The sequence below is a fragment of the Bradyrhizobium sp. CIR18 genome (genome assembly GCF_014198295.1).
In the GTDB taxonomy this organism is placed as follows: Bacteria; Pseudomonadota; Alphaproteobacteria; order Rhizobiales; family Xanthobacteraceae; genus Bradyrhizobium.
This window is the reverse complement of the sequence record NZ_JACIHF010000014.1, coordinates 155,640-179,093: the sequence shown is the minus strand read 5'-3', so window position 1 is coordinate 179,093 and position 23,454 is coordinate 155,640. Positions and strand designations below refer to the sequence as shown.

The window sequence follows — 23,454 nt, the reverse complement described above, 5'->3', positions numbered from 1 at the left end:
TGCGGGCGGCGCCGGCCGCGCTTTGCCTTGCGCTGGGCGGGCTTCTCGCCGGCTGCGGCGACATGGGCCGGTTCCAGGCTGCCGCGACCCCACCGACCGTTGCGATGCCCAAGCCGAAGCCGGCCGTCGCGCAGACCCCCGCCACCGAGAAGGAGCACGAGCGCATCCTGGCGAGCTACGGCGGCACCTATGACGATCCCAGGCTCGAATCGCTCGTCAGCAAGACCGTCGACCGGCTGGTCGCAGCGTCCGACCGTCCCGACCAGGGCTACAAGGTCACCATCCTCAATTCCGGCGCGGTGAACGCCTTCGCGCTGCCGAACGGCCAGCTCTATGTCACCCGCGGACTTCTCGCGCTCGCCAGCGACACCTCGGAATTGTCCTCCGTGCTCAGCCACGAGATGGCGCACGTGCTGTCCAAGCATGCCGCGATGCGCGAGGACCAGGCGCGCCAGGCCGCGATCGTCACCCGCGTCGTCACCGACATGAGCAACGACCCCGATCTCACCGCGCTCGCGCTGGCCAAGACCAAGCTCACCATGGCGAGCTTTTCGCGCAAGCAGGAGTTCGAGGCCGACGGCATCGGCGTCGGCATTTCCGCCAAGGCGCATTTCGATCCCTACGGTGCTGCGCGCTTCCTCTCCGCGATGGAGCGCAATGCCGAGCTGAAGGCCGGCAAGAGCTCGCTCGATCCGCGCGCGCAGGATTTCACCTCCTCGCATCCGGCGACCCCGGAGCGCGTGCAGAACGCGCAGACCATCGCGCGGCAATACACGGCGCCTGAAGGCGCCGAGCGCGACCGCGAGAGCTATCTCGCTGCGATCGACAACCTCGTCTACGGCGAAGACCCCAGCGAAGGTTTCGTCCGCGGCCGCCGCTTCCTGCATCCGAAGCTGGGCTTCACCTTCCAGGCGCCGGACAATTTCACGCTCGACAACACCGCGCAGGCGGTGATCGGCGTGCGCGAGGGCGGCGCACAGGCGATGCGTTTCGACGTGGTGCGCGTGCCGGCCGAGCAGTCGCTCGGCGACTACCTCAATTCCGGCTGGATGGAGGGCGTCGAGAAGGCGTCCACCGAGGACATCACCATCAACGGTTTCCCGGCTGCGTCCGCCACCGCCAAAGGCGACCAGTGGCAGTTCAAGGTCTACGCGCTGCGCTTCGGCAGCGACGTCTACCGCTTCATCTTCGCGGCACGGCAGAAGTCGACCGAGAGCGAGCGCAACGCGCGCGAGACCGTCAATTCATTCCGCCGCCTGACGCTCGACGAGATTCAGGCCGCGCGCCCGCTCCGCATCAAGGTCATCACCGTGCAGCCCGGCGACACCGTGGAATCGCTCTCCCACCGCATGGCCGGCGTCGACCATCCCGCCGAACGCTTCCGCGTGCTGAACGGCCTCGATCGCACCGCGCAGGTGAAGGTGCGCGATCGCGTGAAGATCGTGGCGGATTAGCGAAACGGGTGGTGCCGTAGGGTGGGCAAAGCGCAAGCGTGCCCACGCATCTTTTGCGATCGAGAGAGATGGTGGGCAGGCGCAAGGGCGCCTTTGCCCACCCTACCGCACCTGTGATGTGGCTACAGCTCGAGCTTAGCGCCCCGTATCCATATCGCCCTTCTCGCGCTGGCCGCTGAGCCAGAGCGCCAGCAGGGTCCAGAACGCACCGGACAACAGATACGCACCCGAGGCGATGACGCCGAGATTGGTCGCGAGCAGCAATGCGACCAGCGGCGCGAAGCCGGCACCGAACAGCCAGGCCATGTCCGAGGTCAGCGCGGACGCCGTGTAGCGGTACGCCTGCTTGAAGTTCGAGGCGATCGCGCCCGAGGACTGGCCGAACGACAGGCCGAGCAGGATGAAGCCGATCACCATATAGATGGTCTCGCCGAACGCGCCGGCATCGAGCAGCTGCGGGGCAAAGCCGCTATAGATCGCGATCGCGATCGCCGATCCCATCAGCAGCGACTTGCGGCCGACGCGGTCGGCGATGATGCCGGACATCACGATCGCGCCAACGCCGAACACGGCGGCGACGATCTCGATGATCAGGAAGCGTACCGGGCTTTCGCGGGTGAACAGGAACACCCAGGACAGCGGAAACACTGTAACCATGTGGAACAGCGCAAAGCTCGCCAGCGGCGCGAACGCTCCCAGCATGATGTTCTGGCCTTCCCTCGCGACGGTGTCGGAGATGCGCGCGGGCTGCAACTCGCGGGTCTCGAACAGCGAGGCATATTCCTCCGTCGTCACCATGCGCAGGCGCGCGAACAGCGCCACGACGTTGATGGCAAAGGCGACGAAGAACGGATAGCGCCAGCCCCAGTCGAAGAAATCGTCGGCCGAGAGATTGCCGGCGAAATAGGCGAACAGCGCGCTCGCCACGATCAGCCCGAGCGGAGCGCCGAGCTGCGGCACCATCGCGTACCAGCCGCGCTTGGAGGGCGGCGCGTTCAGCGCCAGCAGCGAGGCCATGCCGTCCCAGGCACCGCCCCAGGCCAGACCCTGCGCGATGCGCGCCAGCGCCAGCAGCCAGATCGCGGCGACGCCGATGTCGTGATAGCCGGGCAGGAACGCCAGCGCGACCGTGGCGGTGCCGAGCAGGAACAGCGCCGAGATCAGCTTGGCGGTCTTGCCGTAGGCACGGTCCACCGTCATGAAAATGACGGTGCCGATCGGCCGCGCCATGAAGGCCAGCGCGAAGATCATGAAGGAATAGAGCGTGCCGGTCAGCTCGCTCGCGAACGGGAACACCAGGCGCGGGAACACGATCACCGAGGCGATCGCGAAGACGAAGAAGTCGAAGAATTCCGAGGTGCGGCCGATGATGACGCCGATGGCGATCTCGCCGGGACTGGCCTGGTCGTGGCCGTGCTCGCCCGTGTGGAGGTCTGCCATTGCGGGGGTCTGTGCCGTCGCCATTCGTGCGCCCTTAACGTCCTGAAAACCAAAGCCGACCGCCCGGCGGGCGCCGGGCAATCTGGCCCTCTCTGACCCAACATTCCGCACTGCAACATTGGACAAATTGTCCAATGTCCGGATTGTTGCGCCGCAGCTACCCGTTGGCCCCGCAAAAGAAACTCATTCTCAAAGGCTCGGCCCGTGTCTCGTCTCAAGATCCTGGCGCTACTACCTCTGGCTGCTGCGCTCAGCGGCTGCGACTACGTCGTGCTGGCGCCAGCCGGCGATATCGCTGCCCAGCAGCGCGACCTCGTCATCATCTCCACCGTCCTGATGCTCCTGATCGTCGTCCCCGTGATGGCGCTGACGGTGCTGTTCGCCTGGCGCTATCGCCAGTCCAACACGGCTGCTCGCTATGAGCCGGAATGGGACCACTCGACCAAGCTCGAGCTGGTGATCTGGTCGGCGCCGCTGCTGATCATCGTCTGCCTGGGCGCACTGACCTGGATGGGCACGCATCTGCTCGACCCCTATCGCACGCTCGGCCGCATCCATGCCGACCGCGCCGTGGACCAGTCCAAGGCCCCGCTCGAGGTCGACGTCGTCGCGCTCGACTGGAAGTGGCTCTTTATCTATCCGGATTACGGCATCGCCACCGTCAACGAGCTCGCAGCACCGGTCGACCGTCCGGTCAACTTCCGCATCACCGCATCCTCGGTGATGAACTCGTTCTACATCCCCGCGCTTGCCGGCCAGATCTACGCGATGCCGGGCATGGAGACGAAGCTCCACGCGGTGGTGAACCACGCCGGCACGTATAAGGGCTTCTCGGCGAACTACAGCGGCGCCGGCTTCTCCGGCATGCACTTCAACTTTAGGGGACTCGACGACAAGGGCTTTGACGCCTGGATCGCCAGCGCCAAGTCCGCCGGCGGCTCGCTCGGCCGCGCCGAATATCTCCAGCTCGAAAAGCCCAGCCAGAACGAGCCGGTGCGCCGCTACGGCACGATCGACTCCGATCTCTACCGCCTGATCCTCAACATGTGTGTCGAGACCGGCAAGATGTGCCAGAGCGAAATGATGGCGATCGACGCCAAGGGCGGCAACGGTCATCAGGGCCTGAACAACACCCTGCCGCTCACTTACGACAAGTACGCCCGCCGCGGCACCCCGCTCGGGCCGGAGCCGAGCTTCGTCGCCGGCACCTGCACGCCCGATGCACCGCAGGGCAAGACCACGGCGTCGATCACGGCTCCCGTCGACACCGCGCCGCTGCTCGGCGCCGGCCTGAAGCGGCCGAGCTTCGCGCCGCTCAAGTCCTCGTCCTTCTTCCTCGGACTGCGTCCGAAGTCAGACTCCTAAAGAGATCCCCGCATGTCTCCTGATCTTCTCAAGCTCATCTTCGGCCGGCTCGGCTTCGAATCGCTGCCGCTGCACGAGCCGATCGTCGTCGGCACCTTCGCGGTGGTCGCGCTCGGCGGCGCCGCACTGCTCGGCGGCCTCACCTATTTCCGCCTCTGGGGCTATCTCTGGCGCGAATGGTTCACCACGGTGGACCACAAGCGCATCGGCATCATGTACATGATCCTCGGCATCGTAATGCTGCTGCGGGGCTTTGCCGACGCGCTGATGATGCGCGGCCAGCAGATGCTCGCCTTTGGCGGCTCCGAAGGCTATCTCAACGCCCATCACTACGACCAGGTCTTCACCGCCCACGGCGTGATCATGATCTTCTTCGTGGCGATGCCGCTCGTCACGGGCCTGATGAACTACGTCGTGCCGCTCCAGATCGGCGCGCGCGACGTGTCGTTCCCGTTCCTGAACAATTTCAGCTTCTGGATGACGGTCGGCGGCGCAGTGCTGGTGATGGCTTCGCTGTTCATCGGCGAATTCGCCCGCACCGGCTGGCTGGCTTATCCGCCGCTGTCGAACATCGGCTACAGCCCCGATGTCGGCGTCGACTATTACATCTGGGCGCTGCAGGTCGCGGGCGTCGGCACGACGTTGTCAGGCATCAACCTGATCTGCACCATCGTCAAGCTGCGGTGTCCCGGCATGACCATGATGAAGATGCCGGTCTTCACCTGGACTTCGCTCTGCACCAACGTCCTGATCGTCGCCTCCTTCCCGGTTCTGACCGTCGTGCTCGCGCTGCTCTCGCTCGACCGCTATGTCGGCACCAACTTCTTCACGAACGATTTCGGCGGCAGCCCGATGATGTACGTGAACCTGATCTGGATCTGGGGTCATCCCGAAGTCTACATCCTGGTTCTCCCGGCGTTCGGCATCTTCTCGGAAGTGACCTCGACCTTCTCCGGCAAGCGGCTGTTCGGCTACACCTCGATGGTCTACGCCACGGTCGTCATCACCATCCTGTCGTACCTGGTCTGGCTGCACCACTTCTTCACGATGGGCTCCGGCGCCAGCGTCAACTCGTTCTTCGGCATCACCACGATGATCATCTCGATCCCGACGGGAGCAAAGATGTTCAACTGGCTGTTCACGATGTATCGCGGCCGCATCCGCTACGAGCTGCCGATGATGTGGACGATCGCCTTCATGCTGACCTTCGTGATCGGCGGCATGACCGGCGTGCTGCTGGCGGTGCCGCCGGCCGACTTCGTGCTGCACAACAGCCTGTTCCTGATCGCGCACTTCCACAACGTGATCATCGGCGGCGTGGTGTTCGGCGCCTTCGCCGGCATCTCCTACTGGTTCCCGAAAGCGTTCGGCTTCAAGCTCGATCCGTTCTGGGGCAAGATGTCGTTCTGGTTCTGGGTCACCGGCTTCTACCTCGCCTTCATGCCGCTCTACGTGCTCGGCCTGATGGGCGTGACCCGCCGCCTGCGCGTGTTCGACGATCCGTCCTTGCAGATCTGGTTCGTCATCGCCGCGATCGGGGCCTTCCTCGTCCTGCTCGGTATCCTCAGCATGCTGATGCAGTTCGCGGTCAGCTTCCTCAGGCGCGAGCAGCTCAAGGACGTCACCGGCGATCCCTGGGACGCGCGCACGCTGGAATGGGCGACCTCCTCGCCCCCGCCGGACTACAACTTCGCCTTCACCCCCGTCGTTCACGACAATGACGCGTGGTGGGACATGAAGAAGCGCGGCTACCAGCGTCCGCTCACCGGGTTCAGGCCGATCCACATGCCCAGCAGCACCGGCACCGGCATCATCCTCGCCGGCCTCGCCACCGCGATGGGATTCGGCCTGATCTGGTACATCTGGTGGCTCGCCGCCGTGAGCTTCGCCGCGCTGCTCGTCGTCGGCATCGGCCACACCTTCAACTATCACCGCGACTTCGACATTCCGGCTGAAGACGTCATCCGGACCGAGGACGCGCGCACCAAACTGCTCGCCGGAGCCAAGTAAATGACTGTCGCTGTCAATCCCGCCCAGACCGGCGAGCCGGTCTTCTATCTCGCCGACGAGCACCCGCATCCGGAAGGCTGGAGCACCTCGCTCGGCTTCTGGATCTACCTGATGAGCGACTGTCTCATCTTCGCGATCCTGTTCGCCACCTTTGGCGTGCTCGGTGGCAACTACGCCGCAGGCCCCGCACCGAAGGACCTGTTCGACCTGAACCTGGTCGCGGTGAACACCTCGATGCTGCTGCTGTCGTCGATCACGTATGGCTTTGCCATGCTGACGATGCAGCAGAACAAGGTCGCACAGACGCAAATCTGGCTGGCGATCACCGGCCTGTTCGGTCTCGCCTTCATCGGCATCGAACTCACCGAGTTCGCTCACATGATCCATGAAGGCGCCACGCCCCAGCGCAGCGCCTTCCTGTCGGCGTTCTTCACCCTGGTCGGCACCCACGGCCTGCACGTTTCCTGCGGCCTGATCTGGCTGGTGACGCTGATGGTGCAGGTCCAGAAGTTCGGCCTGATCGAAGCCAACCGCCGCCGCCTGATGTGCCTGTCGATGTTCTGGCACTTCCTCGACGTGGTCTGGATCGGCGTCTTCACCTTCGTCTATCTCCTGGGAGTTCTGCGATGAGCACCGATACCCACGCAGCCGGCGCGCACGACCATCACCACGAAGGCGGCCACGCCCACAGCACGTTCTCGGGCTACATGCTCGGCTTCGTGCTCTCGGTCGTGCTGACCGCGATCCCGTTCTGGCTGGTGATGAGCGGCGTGCTGCCGAGCAAGCAGATCACCGCGCTTGTCATCATGGCCTTCGCGGTCGTGCAGATCGTCGTGCACATGATCTACTTCCTGCACATGAACACGACGTCCGAGAACGGCTGGAGCATGATGGCGCTGATCTTCACCATCGTGATGGTGGTGATCGCGCTGTCGGGTTCGCTGTGGGTGATGAGCCACCTCAACAGCAACATGATGCCGATCCACCAGATGAGCGGAATGAAGTGAGCGAAGTCAGGACCGTGACCAGCAAGACGAGCGGGGCGCGCAGCGAGGCTGTGCGGTCCCCGTCCCTGTGGCTCACGGTCCTCTCGCTGACGGCCTTTGTTCTTCTGATCGCACTCGGCATCTGGCAGATCGAGCGCCGCGCCTGGAAGCTGGCGCTGATCGACCGTGTCGAGCAGCGCGTCCATGCCCCGGCCCAGCCGATCCCCTCGCCCGATTCATGGCCTGCGGTTTCCAGGGCAAATGACGAATACAGGCATGTCAGCCTCACCGGCCGCTTCCTGCATGACCGCGAGACGCTGGTCCAGGCGGTCACCGAGGAAGGCCCGGGCTATTGGGTGCTGACACCGCTCCAGCGCAACGACGGCACACAGGTCCTGGTCAACCGCGGCTTCGTGCCGTCCGAGCGGCGCGACGCATCGACGCGCCGGGACGGCAATCCGGACGGCCAGGTCGAGATCACCGGCCTGCTCCGCATGACAGAGCCGAAAGGCGGATTTCTCCGGAACAACGTGCCCCAGCACAACCGCTGGTATTCGCGGGATGTCGCCGCGATTGCGACGGCTCGCGGTCTGTACGATGTCGCGCCGTTCTTCGTCGATGCCGATGCCGGATCACAATCCGGCAGCGGTCCAATCGGCGGATTGACCGTGGTCAGCTTTCCCAATAACCACCTGATCTACGCGCTGACGTGGTTCGCCCTGGCTTTCATGCTGGCGGGTAAACTCTTCGTCACATTCGGCGGCGGGCTGTTCCGCCGCAAACGCTTCGTCCACGAAAAGGCAGGCGGCTCCGATGCCGTCGCCCGCAGGACGGGATCAGATGCTGGAACGATCGTCGAGCCGACCTGACGACGGGAAGACGCTTTCCCACACACTTGCGCATGGCGGGCTCGCCGTCACGCTGCAATCGCAGGCGGACGCGCGCAGCGAGCTGATCGGCACGAGTCCGACCGACGACGAGACCAACCGCAAGAACATGGCGCTGCTGATCCAGCTGCGCTGGACCGCGGTGGTCGGGCAGATCGTGACGATCGGCGGCGTGCATCTTGGGCTCGGCATTCCCCTGCCGCTGGAGCGGATGGGCGCGGTGATCGGCGCGCTGGTGCTGCTCAACGTCTCCAGCCTGGTCTGGGTGCGCCATCGCGCCGCGATCACCAACAACGAGCTGTTGGTCGCCTTGATGCTGGACGTCGCCGCGCTGACCGCGCAGCTCTACCTCTCTGGCGGCGCGACCAATCCCTTCACCTCGCTGTTCCTGCTCCAGGTGACGCTCGGCGCGGTGCTGCTCGATGCCCGCTCGACCTGGTCGCTGGTCGCGCTGACCTGCGCGAGCTTTGTCTGGCTGACGCTGGCATACCGCCCGCTGGATCTGCCGCCGAATCCGCTGAGCGAGACCTATACGCTCACGGTCGCCGGCATGCTGCTGGGCTTCGTTCTCAACGCCGTGCTGCTGGTCGTGTTCGTCACCCGCATCAACAGGAATTTGCGCGAGCGCGACGCGAATCTGGCCGCGCTGCGCCAGCATGCCGCCGAGCAGGATCACATCGTCCGCATGGGCCTGCTCGCCTCCGGCGCGGCCCATGAGCTCGGCACGCCGCTCGCCTCGCTCTCGGTGATCCTCAGCGATTGGCGCCGCATGCCGGATCTTGCCGCCGATCAGGAGCTCGCCGAGGACCTCGCGGAGATGGAAACCTCGCTGCAGCGTTGCAAGTCGATCGTGACGGGCATCCTGGTCTCGGCCGGCGAAGCGCGCGGCGAAGGCTCATCGCCGACGACGGTGACGGCCTTCGTCACCGCCCTGGTCGACGAGTGGCGCGACGCGCGCTCGGCGCGGACGCTCTACTTCGTCAATACGTTCGGCGCGGACGTCGCCATCGTCTCCGACATCGCGCTGAAGCAGGTCATCTTCAACGTGCTCGACAACGCCTATGAAGTCTCGCGGGAATGGGTCGAGCTCGTCGCCGAGCGCGAGGGCGACAACCTCGTGCTGTCGATCAGCGATCGCGGCCCGGGCTTTGCGCCGGAGATGCTGGCGCAGCTCGGAAAGCCCTATCACTCGAGCAAGGGCCGCGCCGGCGGCGGGCTCGGGCTGTTCCTGGTGGTGAACGTCGTGCGCAAGCTCGGAGGCACCGTGACCGCCGAGAACCACAGGAAGCGCGGCGCCACCGTCCGCCTCACGCTGCCGCTCGCAACGCTGGCGATCGGAGGGAATTTTGACGCCTGACCGTTCGCTCATCGTCGTCGAGGACGATGCCGGCTTTGCGCGCACGCTGAAGCGCTCGTTCGAGCGCCGCGGCTATGACGTCGTGCTCGCCGCCTCGATCGAGGATGTGCGGAACGTGCTGGAGGAACGCTCTTTCGGCCACGCCGTCATCGACCTCAAGCTCGGCGGCGCCTCCGGCCTTGCCTGCGTCGAGCTGCTGCACACGCACGATCCTGACATGCTGATCGTGGTGCTGACCGGCTTTGCCAGCATCTCGACCGCCGTGGAGGCGATCAAGCTGGGCGCCTGCCACTATCTCGCAAAGCCCTCGAACACCGACGACATCGAAGCCGCCTTCAACAAGGCCGAAGGCAACGCCGAGGTCGCGCTCGACGCGCGGCCGACCTCGATCAAGACGCTGGAATGGGAGCGCATCCACCAGACCCTGATCGAGACGGATTTCAATATCTCGGAGGCGGCGCGAAGGCTCGGCATGCACCGGCGCACGCTGGCAAGGAAGCTCGAGAAGCGGCCGGTGAAGTGACCCGCCACGCGTCGTTTGACGAAGACTCTCTCCTCTCGTCGTCCCGGCGAACGCCGGGACCCCTACCGCGGAATCTATCGTTGCGATCGGTAGGCGTACCGAACGACTAGTCTTCGTCAAACTTCTCCCTGGGGGTATGGGTCCCGGCGTTCGCCGGGACGACACCGAGTTTGTCGAGAGAGCTCTTGCACGAAGCTTCAGTCATCGTCTTGGAAAACATTCCCCAAACAAAAAGCCCGGCCATTCGGCCGGGCTTTTGATTGCTTGCGCAGAGCGAAGCTGCTTACGCGGCCTCGTCGGCGACGGTGGTGTCGTCGCCATCGGTGTCGTCGGTATCGCCCTCGGCATCCGTATCGCCCTCGCCGTCGGCGGCTTCCGCCTTGGCGTTGGTGCGGCGCGGGCTCTTGGCGAGCTGGGCTTCGATCTCCTTGACCGCTTCGGTCTCGGTCGAGTGCTGCACCACCGCGATCTCGCGGGAGAGACGATCGAGCGCCGCTTCATAGAGCTGGCGTTCGCTGTAGGACTGCTCCGGCTGCGACTCCGAGCGGTAGAGGTCGCGCACGACTTCCGCGATCGCGACGATGTCGCCCGAATTGATCTTCGCTTCGTATTCCTGGGCGCGGCGCGACCACATGGTGCGCTTGACGCGGGCGCGGCCCTTGAGCGTCTCCAGCGCCTTCTTCACCAGCGCCGGCTCGGACAGCTTGCGCATGCCGACATTGGCGACCTTGGCGGTCGGCACGCGCAGCGTCATCTTGTCCTTGATGAAGTTGATGACGAACAGCTCGAGCTTCGCGCCGGCGATCTCCTGCTCCTCGATGGCCAGGATCTGGCCGACGCCGTGAGCGGGATAGACGACGAATTCATTGGCCTTGAAGCCCTGACGCTGGGTCACGACCTTCTTTTCCTCGACCTTCGGCGCAGCAGCCGCCGGCTTCACAGCGGGCTTGGCGGCAGCAACGGGAGCCTTGGCAGGAGCAGCAACGGGAGCCTTCGACGCGGCGGGCTTGGCAGCGGGAGCCTTGGCGGCAACGGGCTTGACAGCAGGCTTGGCAACGGTCGCTTTCGCGGCCGGTTTGGCAGTCTTGTTAGGCATTGCGCTTCTTTTGTTCTTCGAGGACTTTGCAGCCGGCGCCTTCGTCGCGGTCCGACCTTTGGATGCGCTACGGCTGGCCGCGGCGACTTTTTTGGCCTCCTTATGGGAAGCCCTCGCTGAAGTACTCTTTTTACGCGTTTTCTGTGACACAGCCTGCGCGCGGAAACTGCCACGCCCCTGTTCGACATTTGGTTTCACGGGAACCCAGCGGGGCCAACGGGGCTGACAGGGTTCGGCTTAATGTGCCCAATATAGCACATTTCCCGCAAAAATCAATGATTTAGGGGTCTTGAGGGCTGGTTTTCGGCGGAAGCGCCGCTATTAGGGTTAAGTTTGAGCCCGATTCAGTCGCCGGAGCCGGGGTTCGGAGAAAAATATTTCTCGAACTTGCCTTCCATGCCGTCGAATTCCTTGGCGTCGGCAGGTGATTCTTTCTTCTGGGTGATGTTCGGCCAGCTCTTGGCGTAGTCGGCGTTGACCGAAAGCCACTTTTCCAGGCCCGGTTCCGTGTCCGGCTTGATGGCGTCGGCGGGGCATTCCGGCTCGCACACGCCGCAATCGATGCACTCGTCCGGGTGGATGACGAGCATGTTGTCACCCTCGTAGAAGCAGTCGACCGGGCAGACCTCGACGCAGTCGGTGTACTTGCACTTGATGCAGTTTTCAGTGACGACGTAAGTCATCCAACGCTCCGAAAAGCTCTTTTAAAAGTCGCGGCTTGCGTAGCGCGTATGGCCCTGCGCTGCAAGGTCGGGAAGGCCCGATCATGACGGCTTTGTGTGTTTGATCGACCAAGAACTGAATTCGAAACGCAATTAATTGCGTTTCGCTTCGCTTAGCTCCTCAAAGAGCACCCGCGCCGCGGCAGCATCGCCACGGCGTTCGCTGAAGCCGGTGACCTTCAACACCCGCACGGTGCGATCGAGCGCGACGGTGATGACGTCGCCGATCTTGATCGCATGCCCCGGCGACTTTTCACGCTCGCCGTTGACGCGAACGTGGCCCGACCCGACGAGCTCGGCCGCGGAGGTGCGCGCCTTCACCACCCGCGCGTGCCACAGCCATTTGTCGAGGCGCTGCCGCTCGGTCGTCGTGGGATTACTCCTTGCGGCCGGACAGCTGCTCTTTCAGCGCCGCGAGCTTGGCGAAGGGCGAATTCGGATCGGCCGGGCGATCGCGCTCGCGCGGATTTGCGCTCGAGGCGTAGGGACGCAGCGAGGGTCCACCCTGGCGGTCGCGGCCCTTGTCGCGGTCACGGCCGCGGTTGTCACGGCCCTTGTCGCGATCTCCGCCGAACTTGCCCTTGTCGCGATCGCGCCCCTTGTTGTCGCGATCCTTGCCCTCGAAGCGGCGGTTCCTGTCGTCGCGCCCCTCGGGACGCGGCGCGCCTTCGCCACCTTCGCGCGGCTTGCGGAAGTCTCTGCCGCCGTCCCTGCGATGGCCGCCATGACGCTGGCCCGGCTTGGCGCCGTCGGCTGCTTGTGCGGCCCCGCCTTCCGCGGGCGCGGCACCTGCCTCTGCGCCTCCTTGCGGACGCTGATGGTGGTGACGCTGGTGGCGATGGCGCTCGTGGCGCGGCTTGCGGTCCTCGTGACGGCCGCCGGGGCGCCAGACCTCGATCAGCTCGGGCTCGGCGGGCGTCGCCGCAGCTTCGACAGGCGCGGCGGCGTCGGGTGACGCGGCGGCTTCGGTTGCGGCCGTCTCGGCCGGAGCGGCTTCGAGGCCAGCAGCCTCGGTGGGCGCAACGGGCTCTTCCGCCGGCGGCGCAATGCCGGGGGCGTCTTCGGGCGTGACGGGGGCCTCGGGAGAGGCTTCGAGCGCGGGCTCGGCCTCCTGAGCCGGCTCGTCCTGCAGCTCCATGCCGGGCGCATCTTCGACGGTGACCGGCTCGGCGACCGCTTCGGTGGAAGCCTCCGCCGGCAGGCCGGCAACGGCCTCTGCGGCGGTCTCGGTCGAGGTCTCTGTCGCGGATTCGGCGCTGCCTTCAGCCGGCGGCGTCTCGGCCGCGACCGTTTCCACCACGGCCGGCTTTTGCGGCAGCGGCGGACGCTTCTCCATGCGATAGCCGAGCGCGCGCAGGACCGACGCAAAATCTTCGCCGGCCGAACCAGTGAGCGAGGTCATCGCCTGCGTCACCACGAAGCCGCGGCCGTCGAAGGCGCCGGCCGGCTTTTCGCCGGACGCGTTCTCGCGCCAGGCCAGCGCCGGACGGATCAGATCGGCAAGACGCTCCAGAATGTCGACGCGCACGGCGCGTTCGCCGGCCTGCTTGTAGCCGAGCACGCGATAGGCATCGCGCGGCAGGGCCTTGTCGACCGGGAACGAGGTGCGGCCCGAGGATGCCAGATGCTGCGCGCCCGACAGCGAGGACAGATCGACATTGTCCTGCTTCAGCGCCCAGAGCAGCGCCGCGAGCGCGCGCGCGGCGGGCTTCAAAAGGCCGGGGAAATAGATGTGATAGGCGCCGAAACGGACGCCGTATTTGCGCAACACCGCGCGCGAGGGCTGGTCGAGATCCTTCAGCTCGTTGGCGATCTTCGGACGCTCGAGCACGCCGAGCGCCTCGACGAGCTGATAGGCGATGCCGCGGGCGATGCCGGTGACGTCCTCGGCCTTGGAGAGCTCGAACATCGGTCCGAGCAGCTTCTCGACATGGGTCTTGAGCCAGAGCTCGAGCCGGGCCTGCACCTTCTCGCGGGGGCCGCCGGTCAGGCGCTCGTCGGAGATGATGCGGATGCGCGGATGCAGCGCGTCCTCTGCGGCGGACAGCCGCGCCACGGCATCGCCGGTCCAGCGGATGATGCCTTCGGAGGTCAGCACGAACTGATCGTCCGGCGCGTTGCCGAGCTTTTCGGCGCGCGTGTTGATCTCGCCGGCGAGCACCGCTTGCGCTGCAGCCTGCAAGGCTTTCGCATCCGAGCCGGCTTCCGCCGCATCCGGTGCAAAGGTGAAGCCGTCGAGGCGGCCGATGACATGGCCTTCGACGATGACTTCGCCGGTCTTGCCGATTTCAGTATTCAAGCTCGTGTTCTCCCGCAGGCGGCGCATCAATACACTGGTCCGGCGATCAACGAAACGCTCAGTCAAGCGTTCATGGAGCGCATCCGATAATTTATTTTCGACCTCCCGCGCGATCCCCTGCCAGCGTTCGGGGTCTTTCAGCCAGTCCGGGCGGTTGGCGACGAAGGTCCAGGTGCGGATCTGCGCGATCCGGGCCGACAGCGTGTCGATATCGCCGTCGATGCGGTCGGCCTGGGTGATTTGGGCCTCGAACCAGGCGTCGGGAATGCATCCCTTCCGCATCAGGAAGCCGTACAGCGTGGTCACCAGCTCGGCATGGGCGGCCGGCGACAATTTTCGGTAATCGGGGACCTGGCAGGCCTCCCACAGCCGCTCCACCGCCGCCTTGCCATGCGCGATATCGCGCACCTCCACGTCGCGGGCGGCGTGATCGAGCACGCGCATGTCCTCGGCGACCGGGGCGCGCGTCAGCGCCTCGTGGCCGGGGGCGAGGTTCAGGGACACCTGGAGCGCGCCGAGCGAGGAGAAATCCAGCCTGGCGTTGCGCCATTGCAGCATCTTCACGGGATCGAAAGTGTGGTTCTGCAGCGCGTTGACGAGCTCGGGCTCGAACGGCGCGCAGCGGCCGGTGGTGCCGAAGGTGCCGTTGCGCGTGGCACGGCCGGCACGCCCCGCAATCTGCGCGAATTCGGACGGCGTCAGCCTACGGAACTGGTAGCCGTCGAACTTGCGGTCGGAGGCAAACGCAACGTGGTCGACGTCGAGATTGAGGCCCATGCCGACGGCATCGGTGGCAACGAGATAATCGACATCGCCGTTCTGGAACATCGCCACCTGCGCGTTCCGCGTGCGTGGGCTAAGCGAGCCCAGCACCACGGCGGCGCCGCCATGCTGGCGGCGGATCAGCTCGGCGATGGCGTAGACCTCGTCGGCCGAGAACGCGACGATGGCGGTGCGGCGCGGCTGGCGCGTGATCTTGCGGTCGCCGGCGAATTCGAGCTGCGACAGGCGCGGCCGCGTGATCATGGAGACGCCAGGCAGCAGCCGCTCGATGATCGGGCGCATCGTGGCGGCGCCGAGCAGCAGCGTCTCGTCGCGGCCGCGGCGGTTGAGGATGCGATCGGTGAAGACGTGGCCGCGTTCGAGGTCGGAGGCGATCTGGACCTCGTCGACGGCGAGGAAGGAGAGGTCGAGGTCGCGCGGCATCGCCTCGACGGTCGACACCCAATAGCGCGGATTCCTGGGCTTGATCTTCTCCTCGCCGGTGACGAGCGCGACCGCCTCGGCGCCGACCCTGCCAGCGATCTTGTTGTAGACCTCGCGCGCGAGCAGGCGCAGCGGCAGCCCGATCATCCCGGACGGGTGCGCCAGCATCCGCTCGATGGCGAGATGGGTCTTGCCGGTGTTGGTCGGCCCGAGCACCGCAGTGACGCCGGCGCCAGCCACCCGATCGGACGGCGCGCGCTCGGAAGCGAAGGGGGAGGAGGAAAAGGGCATCTGGGGGATTAGGTAGTGGCGATTTGGGCGAATGTCAGTGCTGTCTGGGGCGGGGGCGGGGCTTGGGGGCTGATCCGCCCACCATCAGCCCGTCATCCTGAGGCGCGAGCCATGCGGCGCATCGCGCCGCATGGGGAGCCTCGAAGGATGAACGGCCCGGGTGCCAACCCAGCGAATGTCCGCGGCGCCAGCCGGGCCCGTCGCCCTTCGAGGGCCGCTGAAGAAGCGGCCACCTCAGGGTGACGGGATGTGGCAGCGGAGAATCCGGCGCCTCCCCAAACCTCGCGCAACTGTCTCACTTTGCGACGCTTTTCCCGTTGGCTTTAAGCTTCGGAACGACTCTAGAACGAATCGCGGCCGAATCGCTGACTCCCTCTGGAGTCATGTTCCGTTCACGCAACATGTCGCGGGAGTCTTGTTGGCTGCAACTAGATGGAGTTTTGGGCCGCCGTACAAGTGACGTTTCGATGGCGCAAACCCTTAAGTTGGGGACGGCGCGGAGTCGAATCAGAATCGCGGAGGAGTCAAATGGATTCCAGGATCGAGGCCGCCCAAACTCGTTTTCGCGAAAACAACCCCATGCACAGTAGGTAGGTGGTTGAAATCACGACACTTCTTCCGTCATCCTGAGGTGCGAGTGGCGCGGTGCCCAGCACCGCGCCGGGAGCCTCGAAGGATGGACGGCCCGGTTGCGGCGGCTGGCGCTGGTTTCCTCGCGGTGAGAGCCGGGCTGTCGCCCTTCGAGGGCCGCCAAAGAGGCGGCCACCTCAGGGTGACGAGTTAACAAAGGACAGGCGCGGAAACAGCCGCCTACTGCGTCTTCGCCACCCTTGGCGGCTGGGCCGTGGTGATGAAGCTGGTGGCTTCCAGCATGGCCGGCCCCAGCGGCGTCGGCACTTTCAGCCAGAACGGGACCAGGATGCGGGTGCCGGCGACCGGGGCAAAGGCGATCTCGATGTTGCGCTGGGCGGCGAGGTATTTGATCACGGGGCGGTCCGGGATGTAGCCGGCGACGGGGACGAAGTAGAGCGAACAGACCACCACCGGGCCGTGATAGCCCTTCTCCGCCTTCACGCTCTCCATGCGCTTGAAATCGAGCTTCAGATCGTAGCGCATGCGGCCGTCGAATACGGGGGCCGAGTTGTGGCAGGCGTCCGGCGAGACGGGGTCGCCATTGCCGGGCACGCGCAGCAGCGAAGCCGTCATGGGGTCCCAGACGCCGCGGCGATGTGCGTCGGTGACGACGATACGGTCAGGATCGACCGGCGGCTCCGGCAGGATGGCAAAATCCTTCACATTGCCCTTGTCGAGCGTGATGCGGATCTCTTCGGTCTTCTTCGAGGTGGTGGTGGAGGCCTGGTAGCCGGTCGCCACCAGCGCGCCGCCAACGATGCGCCCTTGGCTAGCGCCGGTGCCGGACCCGCCGGTGAACGACTTCAGCAGCCCCGAGGTGCCGCCCGCGGCCGCCGCCGAGAACACGTCGTCCTGGATGTCGATGTTCCATGCGCCCTTGCCGACGGGAATGCCGGCCAGCGAGGCCTCATATTGCGCCTCGAGCTTGCCCTGCGCCGCCGCCGGCACCGCGCCCCACGCCACCACCACGCCGCAAAGCGCCGCCAGCCAGCCGGCAACGCGCGGGCGGACTGAGCGCTGTTCTGGCGCGAGAGGCGACGTTGTGAGCACGAAACAATCCAATCGGGGCGCGACGGTTGTTACTTAAGCCAAAAACCGCGGCAAACAATGTGTCCGGGCGGGTCGAGCCGGGAACTCCACCGGAGTCTTCAGGCCCGAATACGCCCTTTATGTGATGGTAAGGCGCGACAAACATTGCCGTTTTGGTGATCGGGGGCGCCGGGAGCGCTCACCTACCTCCACCCACTCCGCCGTCATGCCCCGGCTTGACCGGGGCATCCAGTACGCCGCGGCCCCCCTGGTCAGCCGCGCCGCCGCGGAGTACTGGATCGCCCGGTCAAGCCGGGCGATGACACCTGTCGTGGCGCGCAAATCCCCGCCCAAAACCTTGACTACCCGCCCCTTCCCCCCTATACGTCCGCCCGCTCCCTGCAAGGACAAAAGAATTAGCCCCCGTGGCGCCCAGAATGGCGGCCGCAATCGTTGGGGGATCAGCTCTAAGGATTTATGCCATGTCTCGCCGCTGCGAACTGACGGCCAAGGGCCCCCTCGTCGGCCACAAGGTCAGCCACTCCAACATCAAGACCAAGCGCCGCTTCCTGCCGAACCTGGTCAACGTGACCTTCATCAGCGAAGCCCTGGAGCGCAACGTGCGCCTGCGCGTCTCGACCAACGCGGTCAAGAGCGTCGACCACAATGGCGGCCTCGATGCCTTCCTGCTCAAGGCCAACGCCGACGTCCTGTCGCCGCGCGCCCTCGAGCTGAAGCGCGCCATCCAGAAGAAGGTCGGCCCGACGACCGCGCCGGCCAAGAAGGCCAGCTAAGTTTTTTAGAATTGGGCGGGGGCTACGTTGCGTCGCGTGGCGTAGGCTTAGCCAGTAAGAGTTTGCGTTGCGGCCGGATCGGAAGATCCGGCCGTTTTTGTTTTTGGGGATACCCTTCGCGTTTAAATATCCGGATATTGACATCCCTCCGAATAGTGTGGTGGCCTCTCGCCGCTACTTTAACTTGTAGATACTTAGAAAATTCCCCATGGGAGCTCTTTCGGCTAGCGGCGTCGAGTACGTTCAGCACTATGCGCCCCTGCACTATTTGCCGTTCATTGCCCGCTCGCGAGCAATTCTGAGTAAGCCTTCGTTGGATGCCGCCGGCTTTAAGTCGACACATCTTCGATCCATGTCTCGCGGCCAAGACGTCGCACGTGGTTTTGGGTCATATGCACACTTAACCCTCGATCGGCAGCCTCGCATCTTGAAGGCGAAGCTCGGCGCCGGATTTCCCCATATCGCATTGAGCGTTCCGGTTGCAGCAATAGAAGCGAGGCCCTTCAGCCTTTGCCGCTTCAACGTCGCGATGACGAGATATCTCAAACGCGGCAAGAAACGAGGCGCCCCGGAATCGAAGACCAATGGGCGCTACTATTTAGGCCATCAAATCCCGATCGCTCGAACCGACGACGATAAGCTGTCGATGCTCGCGATGCACTTGTCGCGGGGTACGATGATAGAAGTTTTAATTCACGGCGACCTCAAACTTCCCGATGACACAACTGTTCTCTGCTACTCGGATGACGATCTGGTAACCGCCCGCACAGTACTCACTCAATTGCAGACTCCCTGGAAGATTGAACTATCGGCACCTCCTGGCGAATACCCGCGCAGCACAGTTCACGCGGAGTCCGTCGACGACTTCATCGCGCAGGCGATGCAAGACCCAGAGTGGCGCGGCAACGGACTAGAATTCGATCGATTGCGTTAATCGCTTCCTCCGAAGGACGAGGAAGTCAAAAGACTATTGGATCTATTTGTCGCACGGCGCCACTCGGCGCTTCGAGCGAAAGCACATTGAGACTCTGACGATCGGAGCAAGCAGAGGGGCAATAACTCCCAAGGACGAGTCTCATCCACTTTTTTGGAGAGCGAGAATGCGTCAGGTAGTCCTGATCAGCGGCCACATTTGCACCGGCAAGTCGGAGTTGGCTCTCCGCTTGACTCGAGAGTTTGGCTACCACTTGGTCAGCACCAGCGGTGTTCTCAGGAATATTGCGGAGCAGCGAAGCAGGCAAACTGACCGATTAGCGTTACAAGCCTTAGGAGACGAACTCGATAGCGACACCAATCATCGCTGGCTTCTTCTCGAAGTAATCGAAGAGGCATCGAGACTTGAATTTGACCGGCCGATCGTCGTCGACAATGTACGTACATGGGATCAACTTCAACTTTTTCGTACTCATCACGGTTTTCGTGTAATTCATGCACACTTATGGGCTCCCAAGAGGGTGCTAGAGCAACGCTATCAGAAGAAGAATGCCGAGCGACCAGATGAAGCCGATCAGAGCTATACTGATGCGGATCTGATCAAGAACGAGAACGACATAAGTGCGTTCAAGCGCGATGCCGACGTGCGTATCAACACGGCACGAACTGATAGCGCGGATACGCTGGTGCGCGTCGCAGCAAGACTCGGCTTGTATAGTGGCCCGGACGTGCGATGTGTGGACGTAATTGTTGGAGGAATGTACGGCAGCGAAGGAAAAGGCCATATCGCTGCATATCTAGCCAATGAGTACGACATTTTAGTTAGAGTTGGAGGACCGAACGCGGGTCATACGGTCTCTAGTCCGTCCGGCGTATATACATATCATCAATTGCCGTCGGGCGCCCGGGACGCAAAGGCCAAACTATTGCTTGGCCCCGGCATGACCATTTTCGTACCCGCACTTCTAACCGAAATAGCGGACTGCGGGGTTACTCCCGAGAGGCTGTATATCGACCCTCAAGCTATGATCATTGAGGATGACGATTTCTCCCAAGAGGAAGAGCTAAAGAAAAACATTGCATCGACCGGTAGAGGTAGCGGCGCTGCGGCTGCACGCCGAATTCTTCTTCGGAAGCCGGGCGCAATCAGATTAGCTCGGGACGTTCCAGAACTTAAGCCTTATGTTGGCGATGCGGCTCCATACCGAGGCTCGATAGTCCGCCATCTTGAGCGGGCATACAGAGATGGCCAATCAATACTCTTGGAAGGCACGCAAGGAAGCGGCCTGAGTATTTTCCATGGCCAGTATCCATATGTCACCTCGCGAGACACGAATGTCGCGGGATGCTTGGCTGAGGCCGGAATATCCCCTTCTCGTGTTAGACGCATTCTTATGGTGATCCGCCCGACTCCAATACGCGTCGGAAATCCTGATGGCGGCAAAGAGACCTCAGGCTCCCTCAAGCACGAGGTCACTTTCGCAGAGGTCGCACTTCACGCCGGCCTCGACCCCGACGAAATCACGAAGCTTGAAATCACTTCGACAACAAAACGTCCACGAAGAGTCGGTTGGTTTGAGTGGGATCAGTTTCGCGACGCATGCGTTCTAAATGCTCCCACAGACATCGTGCTCACCTTCGCCGACTACTTACACGCGGCAAATCGAGACGCGCGACGGTTTGATCGACACAATCAAGTTCATCGAAGAACTGGAGCAAGTCTCCCAATCTCCAGTATCATTAATAAACACGCGTTTTCCGCGCGAGGAAGGACAGAAGATAGACCTTCGCAGCGTAATCGATAGGCGCACTTGGCAAACTCACCTCCGGCTCTCAACCAAGGGAGGGAGCTGACTTGGGTAACAAGACGAACAAGCTGAACATATATCTAATCAAGGACGAATTTTCGGCATCTGAAGCCATCGTCAAGCAGGGTCACAAGGAGCATGCAATAGCCGGCGTTGGGAGACTATATTTGCACGAGTCTCACACAAAGCCTCCAACTTGGCTCAAGGACTTTTTTCTTAATGAACTCGATGGCTTGTTTGCGATTTTCTCCGCAGGCGCCAAAGCCCTCTTGCTTGTAACGGTTCCCTGGAACGGAGCCAATCGAACTTTTGCCATCGCATTCGGCTATGGTCGTTTAATCTTGCAGGACGGCGTAATCGAAGAGCGCTTCGGCCTAAAGGTTGTCTTGAATAGCGTTGACCCTAAGAGCCTCCGCAGCATCGACAAGACTAGTCTCGGAGCTATTGCGAACAAAGCCGAGAACAAATCAGTCGCGCTGGGGAGACCGCCAATTTTGGTATTGATATCGAGCAAGACCTAGTCAATGCCGTGACCGGGCGCTCAAGAGTTCCCCTACTTGGTAAGTTAATTTCGGGACGCGATAGTCTTTCTATCGCAGTTAAAATCGACCGAAGCGAAATATGCGCGTTCCTACCCGCATGCCTGCAGCGGTATGAAAGCAACGAATACAAAACAGATTTTGACTGGATCGATCAGATTCGAGACATCCGAGATCCGACACAGCGGGATCAACTCAACGAGAATCTGCTCGAGCGTCTAAAGAACGGTGATCTCGATAGAGTGTGGATGGCGCCTCCGATCGTTGTCGATTGGGTCGACATCCAAGGGTTCAAGTACTCCAAAGCGAAGAGTTCTGACCTAAAGAACGACCTCGACATCCAAGATTTCTTATCGAGCCTGAATACAGTAGACCTAACGATCGGTGTGCTGAAGTCGCGTCTTATCTACGCGATATCGAGCAAGGCAGACTCGGAGATTGACCGTTGGAGCGCGTACAACTGCTTATATGCCGAGACAGTCATCGGCGAACGGGTATTCATACTCAACCAAGGCAAATGGTACGAGGTCGCAGGGGACTTCAGTAAGCTCGTAATTCAAGATTACAATGCTATTCCCGAATCCCAAATCCCACTTCCCCATTACGCTCATGCAAGCGAGGGGGAATACAACGAGTACGTTCCTTCGGTCGTAGGTAATGCCTGCTGCATGGATCGGAAGCTAGTGAGTTACGGCGGCGCTCACAGCACAATCGAATTCTGCGACGTGCTGACCGACACGAAGCAGCTCGTTCACATTAAGCGCTACGGCGGCTCAAGTCATTTGAGCCATCTTTTCAATCAAGGCGTCGTATCAGGCGAGCTTTTCGTCTCGGACGGCAAGTTTCGGAAATCAGTGAATGAAAAACTGCCCGCAGCTTACAAATGGGCCAATACCGATGAAGCGCCGGATCCAAGGGAGTGGGAAATCATCTTTGCCATAATTAGCAAGTCAAACAACGCGCTCGATATCCCTTTCTTTAGCAAGGTCGCTCTCCGAAACGCACAGCGGCGCTTGCAATCATACGGCTACAAGGTCCGTAAGAAGAAGATTCAAATAGTGCCGTAGGGCAGAGCCGGTTCAATCCTCTGCGTTCCAGGTTTCCTCGCTGACTTGTGAGGCCGGCTACCGCGCCAATAAGCGCCACATCAGCCCCGCACCGTGCCAGAAAAGCAGAGCAGTCGCTGCGCAAATCTCCTTTCGGAGAACACCTCCACGTCCCGAAGCTCTATCTCGCTGCCTGCGCAAGACGGACAAGACGCATTCGCGGCAGATGGTGCTCTCCGATCCCGGGGGGCGGCTCGGTGGCGGGCACTCGTAAACACCCTCCGCGCCCGTTAACCGTTCATTAACCAACGCACCCTAGCCTGCTGTAATCGTCCAGCCATCATTAGCTCGAATTGCCTTCCCGGTTCGCTCCAGGAGAAGCGCCGATGTGCGTTGCGTTGTTGACGTATGCCGATCTCAGTGCCCGCCTCAATATCTCGCGCGAGGCCGCGCGGTCGCTGGCGAGACGTCGCGGGCTGCCGCGCTCGCGTTCGGATGACGGCAAGGCCCTGGTGAGCGTTGATCTCGCCGAGCTCCGGTACACGCCCCGCCCGCGACGTGCCCGCCGGGCAGACCCCATCGATGCCTCCATCGCAAGGATCGAGGCAATCAAGGTCGAGTCCTTCAAGGCGGAGATCGCGCGGCTCGAAGACGTCGCAACCGCCTACAGGGCGGTGTTCGAACGCGAGCGGGAGCGCGCCGATCGCCTCGCCGTCGAGCTGACGCAGGCGGCCGCCGAGACGACGGCCGCCAATGCATGGGCGGCACGACTGGAAGACGAAGTGACGGCGCTGCGGAGCGATCGCCGCCCTGGCGGGACGATCGCAGGATACGCCGCGCGTCGATTGGGACATCTGGCCGCCGCCATCGTCAAAGCAGACCGCGCGGCTACAGCGCGATGAGATTGGGATGAATCGTCATCGCGCTCTAGTTTTTGTTCGAGCATGATCTTTTCGGAAAACCGCTCGCACTTTTCCGGATCATGCTTGCAGGTAGCACTCGAAGACTTCTCCATCCCCGGCTTGCCGGACCAATC

17 protein-coding genes and 2 pseudogenes are annotated in these 23,454 nt (G+C 63.0%); 13 read left to right on the top strand and 6 right to left on the bottom strand.

Annotated features, from left to right (window positions below; translation table 11 throughout):
• Positions 1–62: 62 nt before the first annotated feature.
• Positions 63–1,454 carry a M48 family metalloprotease gene (locus tag GGD65_RS31995; protein WP_244550774.1) on the top strand — a complete coding sequence of 464 codons (1,392 nt, stop codon included), beginning with the start codon at positions 63–65 and terminating at the stop codon, positions 1,452–1,454.
• A 135-nt stretch (positions 1,455–1,589) separates the two neighbouring features.
• Here GGD65_RS31995 and GGD65_RS31990 read toward each other — a convergent pair whose 3' ends face one another.
• Positions 1,590–2,918, bottom strand: a complete 1,329-nt coding sequence (locus tag GGD65_RS31990; RefSeq protein ID WP_183237851.1) for an MFS transporter — start codon at positions 2,916–2,918, stop codon at positions 1,590–1,592.
• Between the two features lie 180 nt (positions 2,919–3,098).
• On the opposite strand from GGD65_RS31990, the gene cyoA reads away from it, so the two are divergent.
• From cyoA to GGD65_RS31955, 7 genes are read left to right on the top strand one after another with little or no spacing between them, the layout of a single operon-like run.
• On the top strand, positions 3,099–4,259 hold the full coding sequence (gene cyoA / locus GGD65_RS31985; protein WP_183237850.1) for a ubiquinol oxidase subunit II: 1,161 nt from the start codon (positions 3,099–3,101) through the stop codon (positions 4,257–4,259).
• A gap of 12 nt (positions 4,260–4,271) precedes the next feature.
• Positions 4,272–6,269: a cytochrome o ubiquinol oxidase subunit I gene (gene cyoB, locus GGD65_RS31980; RefSeq protein ID WP_028141835.1), complete on the top strand. Its 1,998-nt coding sequence runs from the start codon at positions 4,272–4,274 to the stop codon at positions 6,267–6,269.
• Complete coding sequence (cyoC, locus tag GGD65_RS31975) at positions 6,270–6,899, top strand: cytochrome o ubiquinol oxidase subunit III (RefSeq protein WP_018316478.1); 630 nt, start codon at positions 6,270–6,272, stop codon at positions 6,897–6,899. It abuts the gene before it with no gap.
• The gene (cyoD, locus tag GGD65_RS31970) at positions 6,896–7,276 is read left to right on the top strand and encodes a cytochrome o ubiquinol oxidase subunit IV (protein WP_183237849.1); all 381 of its coding nucleotides are present in this window, start codon (positions 6,896–6,898) and stop codon (positions 7,274–7,276) included. Before cyoC ends, cyoD begins: the two co-directional genes overlap by 4 nt.
• Positions 7,273–8,124, top strand: coding sequence for an SURF1 family protein (locus GGD65_RS31965; protein WP_183237848.1), 852 nt, complete (start codon positions 7,273–7,275; stop codon positions 8,122–8,124). Before cyoD ends, GGD65_RS31965 begins: the two co-directional genes overlap by 4 nt.
• Positions 8,096–9,499, top strand: a complete 1,404-nt coding sequence (locus tag GGD65_RS31960) for an ATP-binding protein (RefSeq protein WP_026201678.1) — start codon at positions 8,096–8,098, stop codon at positions 9,497–9,499. Before GGD65_RS31965 ends, GGD65_RS31960 begins: the two co-directional genes overlap by 29 nt.
• Entirely contained in the window at positions 9,489–10,022 is a 534-nt protein-coding gene (locus tag GGD65_RS31955) for a response regulator transcription factor (RefSeq protein ID WP_183237847.1), read from the top strand. The genes GGD65_RS31960 and GGD65_RS31955 overlap by 11 nt, the downstream gene beginning before the upstream one ends.
• Positions 10,023–10,305: 283 nt before the next feature.
• Here GGD65_RS31955 and GGD65_RS31950 read toward each other — a convergent pair whose 3' ends face one another.
• The 5 genes and pseudogenes from GGD65_RS31950 to GGD65_RS31930 all read right to left on the bottom strand — a co-directional run bounded on the left by GGD65_RS31950 (position 10,306) and on the right by GGD65_RS31930 (position 17,256).
• Entirely contained in the window at positions 10,306–11,118 is an 813-nt protein-coding gene (locus GGD65_RS31950; protein ID WP_084674786.1) for a CarD family transcriptional regulator, read from the bottom strand.
• Between the two features lie 344 nt (positions 11,119–11,462).
• Entirely contained in the window at positions 11,463–11,801 is a 339-nt protein-coding gene (gene fdxA / locus GGD65_RS31945; RefSeq protein ID WP_011082989.1) for a ferredoxin FdxA, read from the bottom strand.
• A 132-nt stretch (positions 11,802–11,933) separates the two neighbouring features.
• A pseudogene (locus tag GGD65_RS31940) lies at positions 11,934–12,203 on the bottom strand (RNA-binding S4 domain-containing protein); the annotation flags it as partial.
• A 13-nt stretch (positions 12,204–12,216) separates the two neighbouring features.
• Positions 12,217–15,636: a helicase-related protein gene (locus GGD65_RS31935; RefSeq protein ID WP_183237846.1), complete on the bottom strand. Its 3,420-nt coding sequence runs from the start codon at positions 15,634–15,636 to the stop codon at positions 12,217–12,219.
• A gap of 810 nt (positions 15,637–16,446) precedes the next feature.
• Complete coding sequence (locus GGD65_RS31930; protein WP_179732253.1) at positions 16,447–17,256, bottom strand: DUF3108 domain-containing protein; 810 nt, start codon at positions 17,254–17,256, stop codon at positions 16,447–16,449.
• 524 nt (positions 17,257–17,780) lie between these two features.
• Here GGD65_RS31930 and rpmB point away from each other — a divergent pair.
• The 5 genes and pseudogenes from rpmB (at position 17,781) to GGD65_RS31900 (ending at position 23,320) form a co-directional block, all read left to right on the top strand.
• Positions 17,781–18,092, top strand: coding sequence for a 50S ribosomal protein L28 (rpmB, locus tag GGD65_RS31925; protein ID WP_183237845.1), 312 nt, complete (start codon positions 17,781–17,783; stop codon positions 18,090–18,092).
• A gap of 427 nt (positions 18,093–18,519) precedes the next feature.
• Positions 18,520–19,026: a hypothetical protein gene (locus tag GGD65_RS31920; RefSeq protein ID WP_183237844.1), complete on the top strand. Its 507-nt coding sequence runs from the start codon at positions 18,520–18,522 to the stop codon at positions 19,024–19,026.
• Between the two features lie 166 nt (positions 19,027–19,192).
• Positions 19,193–20,830, top strand: coding sequence for an adenylosuccinate synthetase (locus GGD65_RS31915; RefSeq protein ID WP_210317406.1), 1,638 nt, complete (start codon positions 19,193–19,195; stop codon positions 20,828–20,830).
• 50 nt (positions 20,831–20,880) lie between these two features.
• Positions 20,881–22,439 (top strand): annotated as a pseudogene (locus GGD65_RS31905) (TIGR04141 family sporadically distributed protein).
• 380 nt (positions 22,440–22,819) lie between these two features.
• Positions 22,820–23,320 (top strand): hypothetical protein, encoded by a 501-nt coding sequence (locus GGD65_RS31900; RefSeq protein WP_246783482.1) that lies wholly within the window; start codon positions 22,820–22,822, stop codon positions 23,318–23,320.
• Positions 23,321–23,454: the final 134 nt, after the last annotated feature.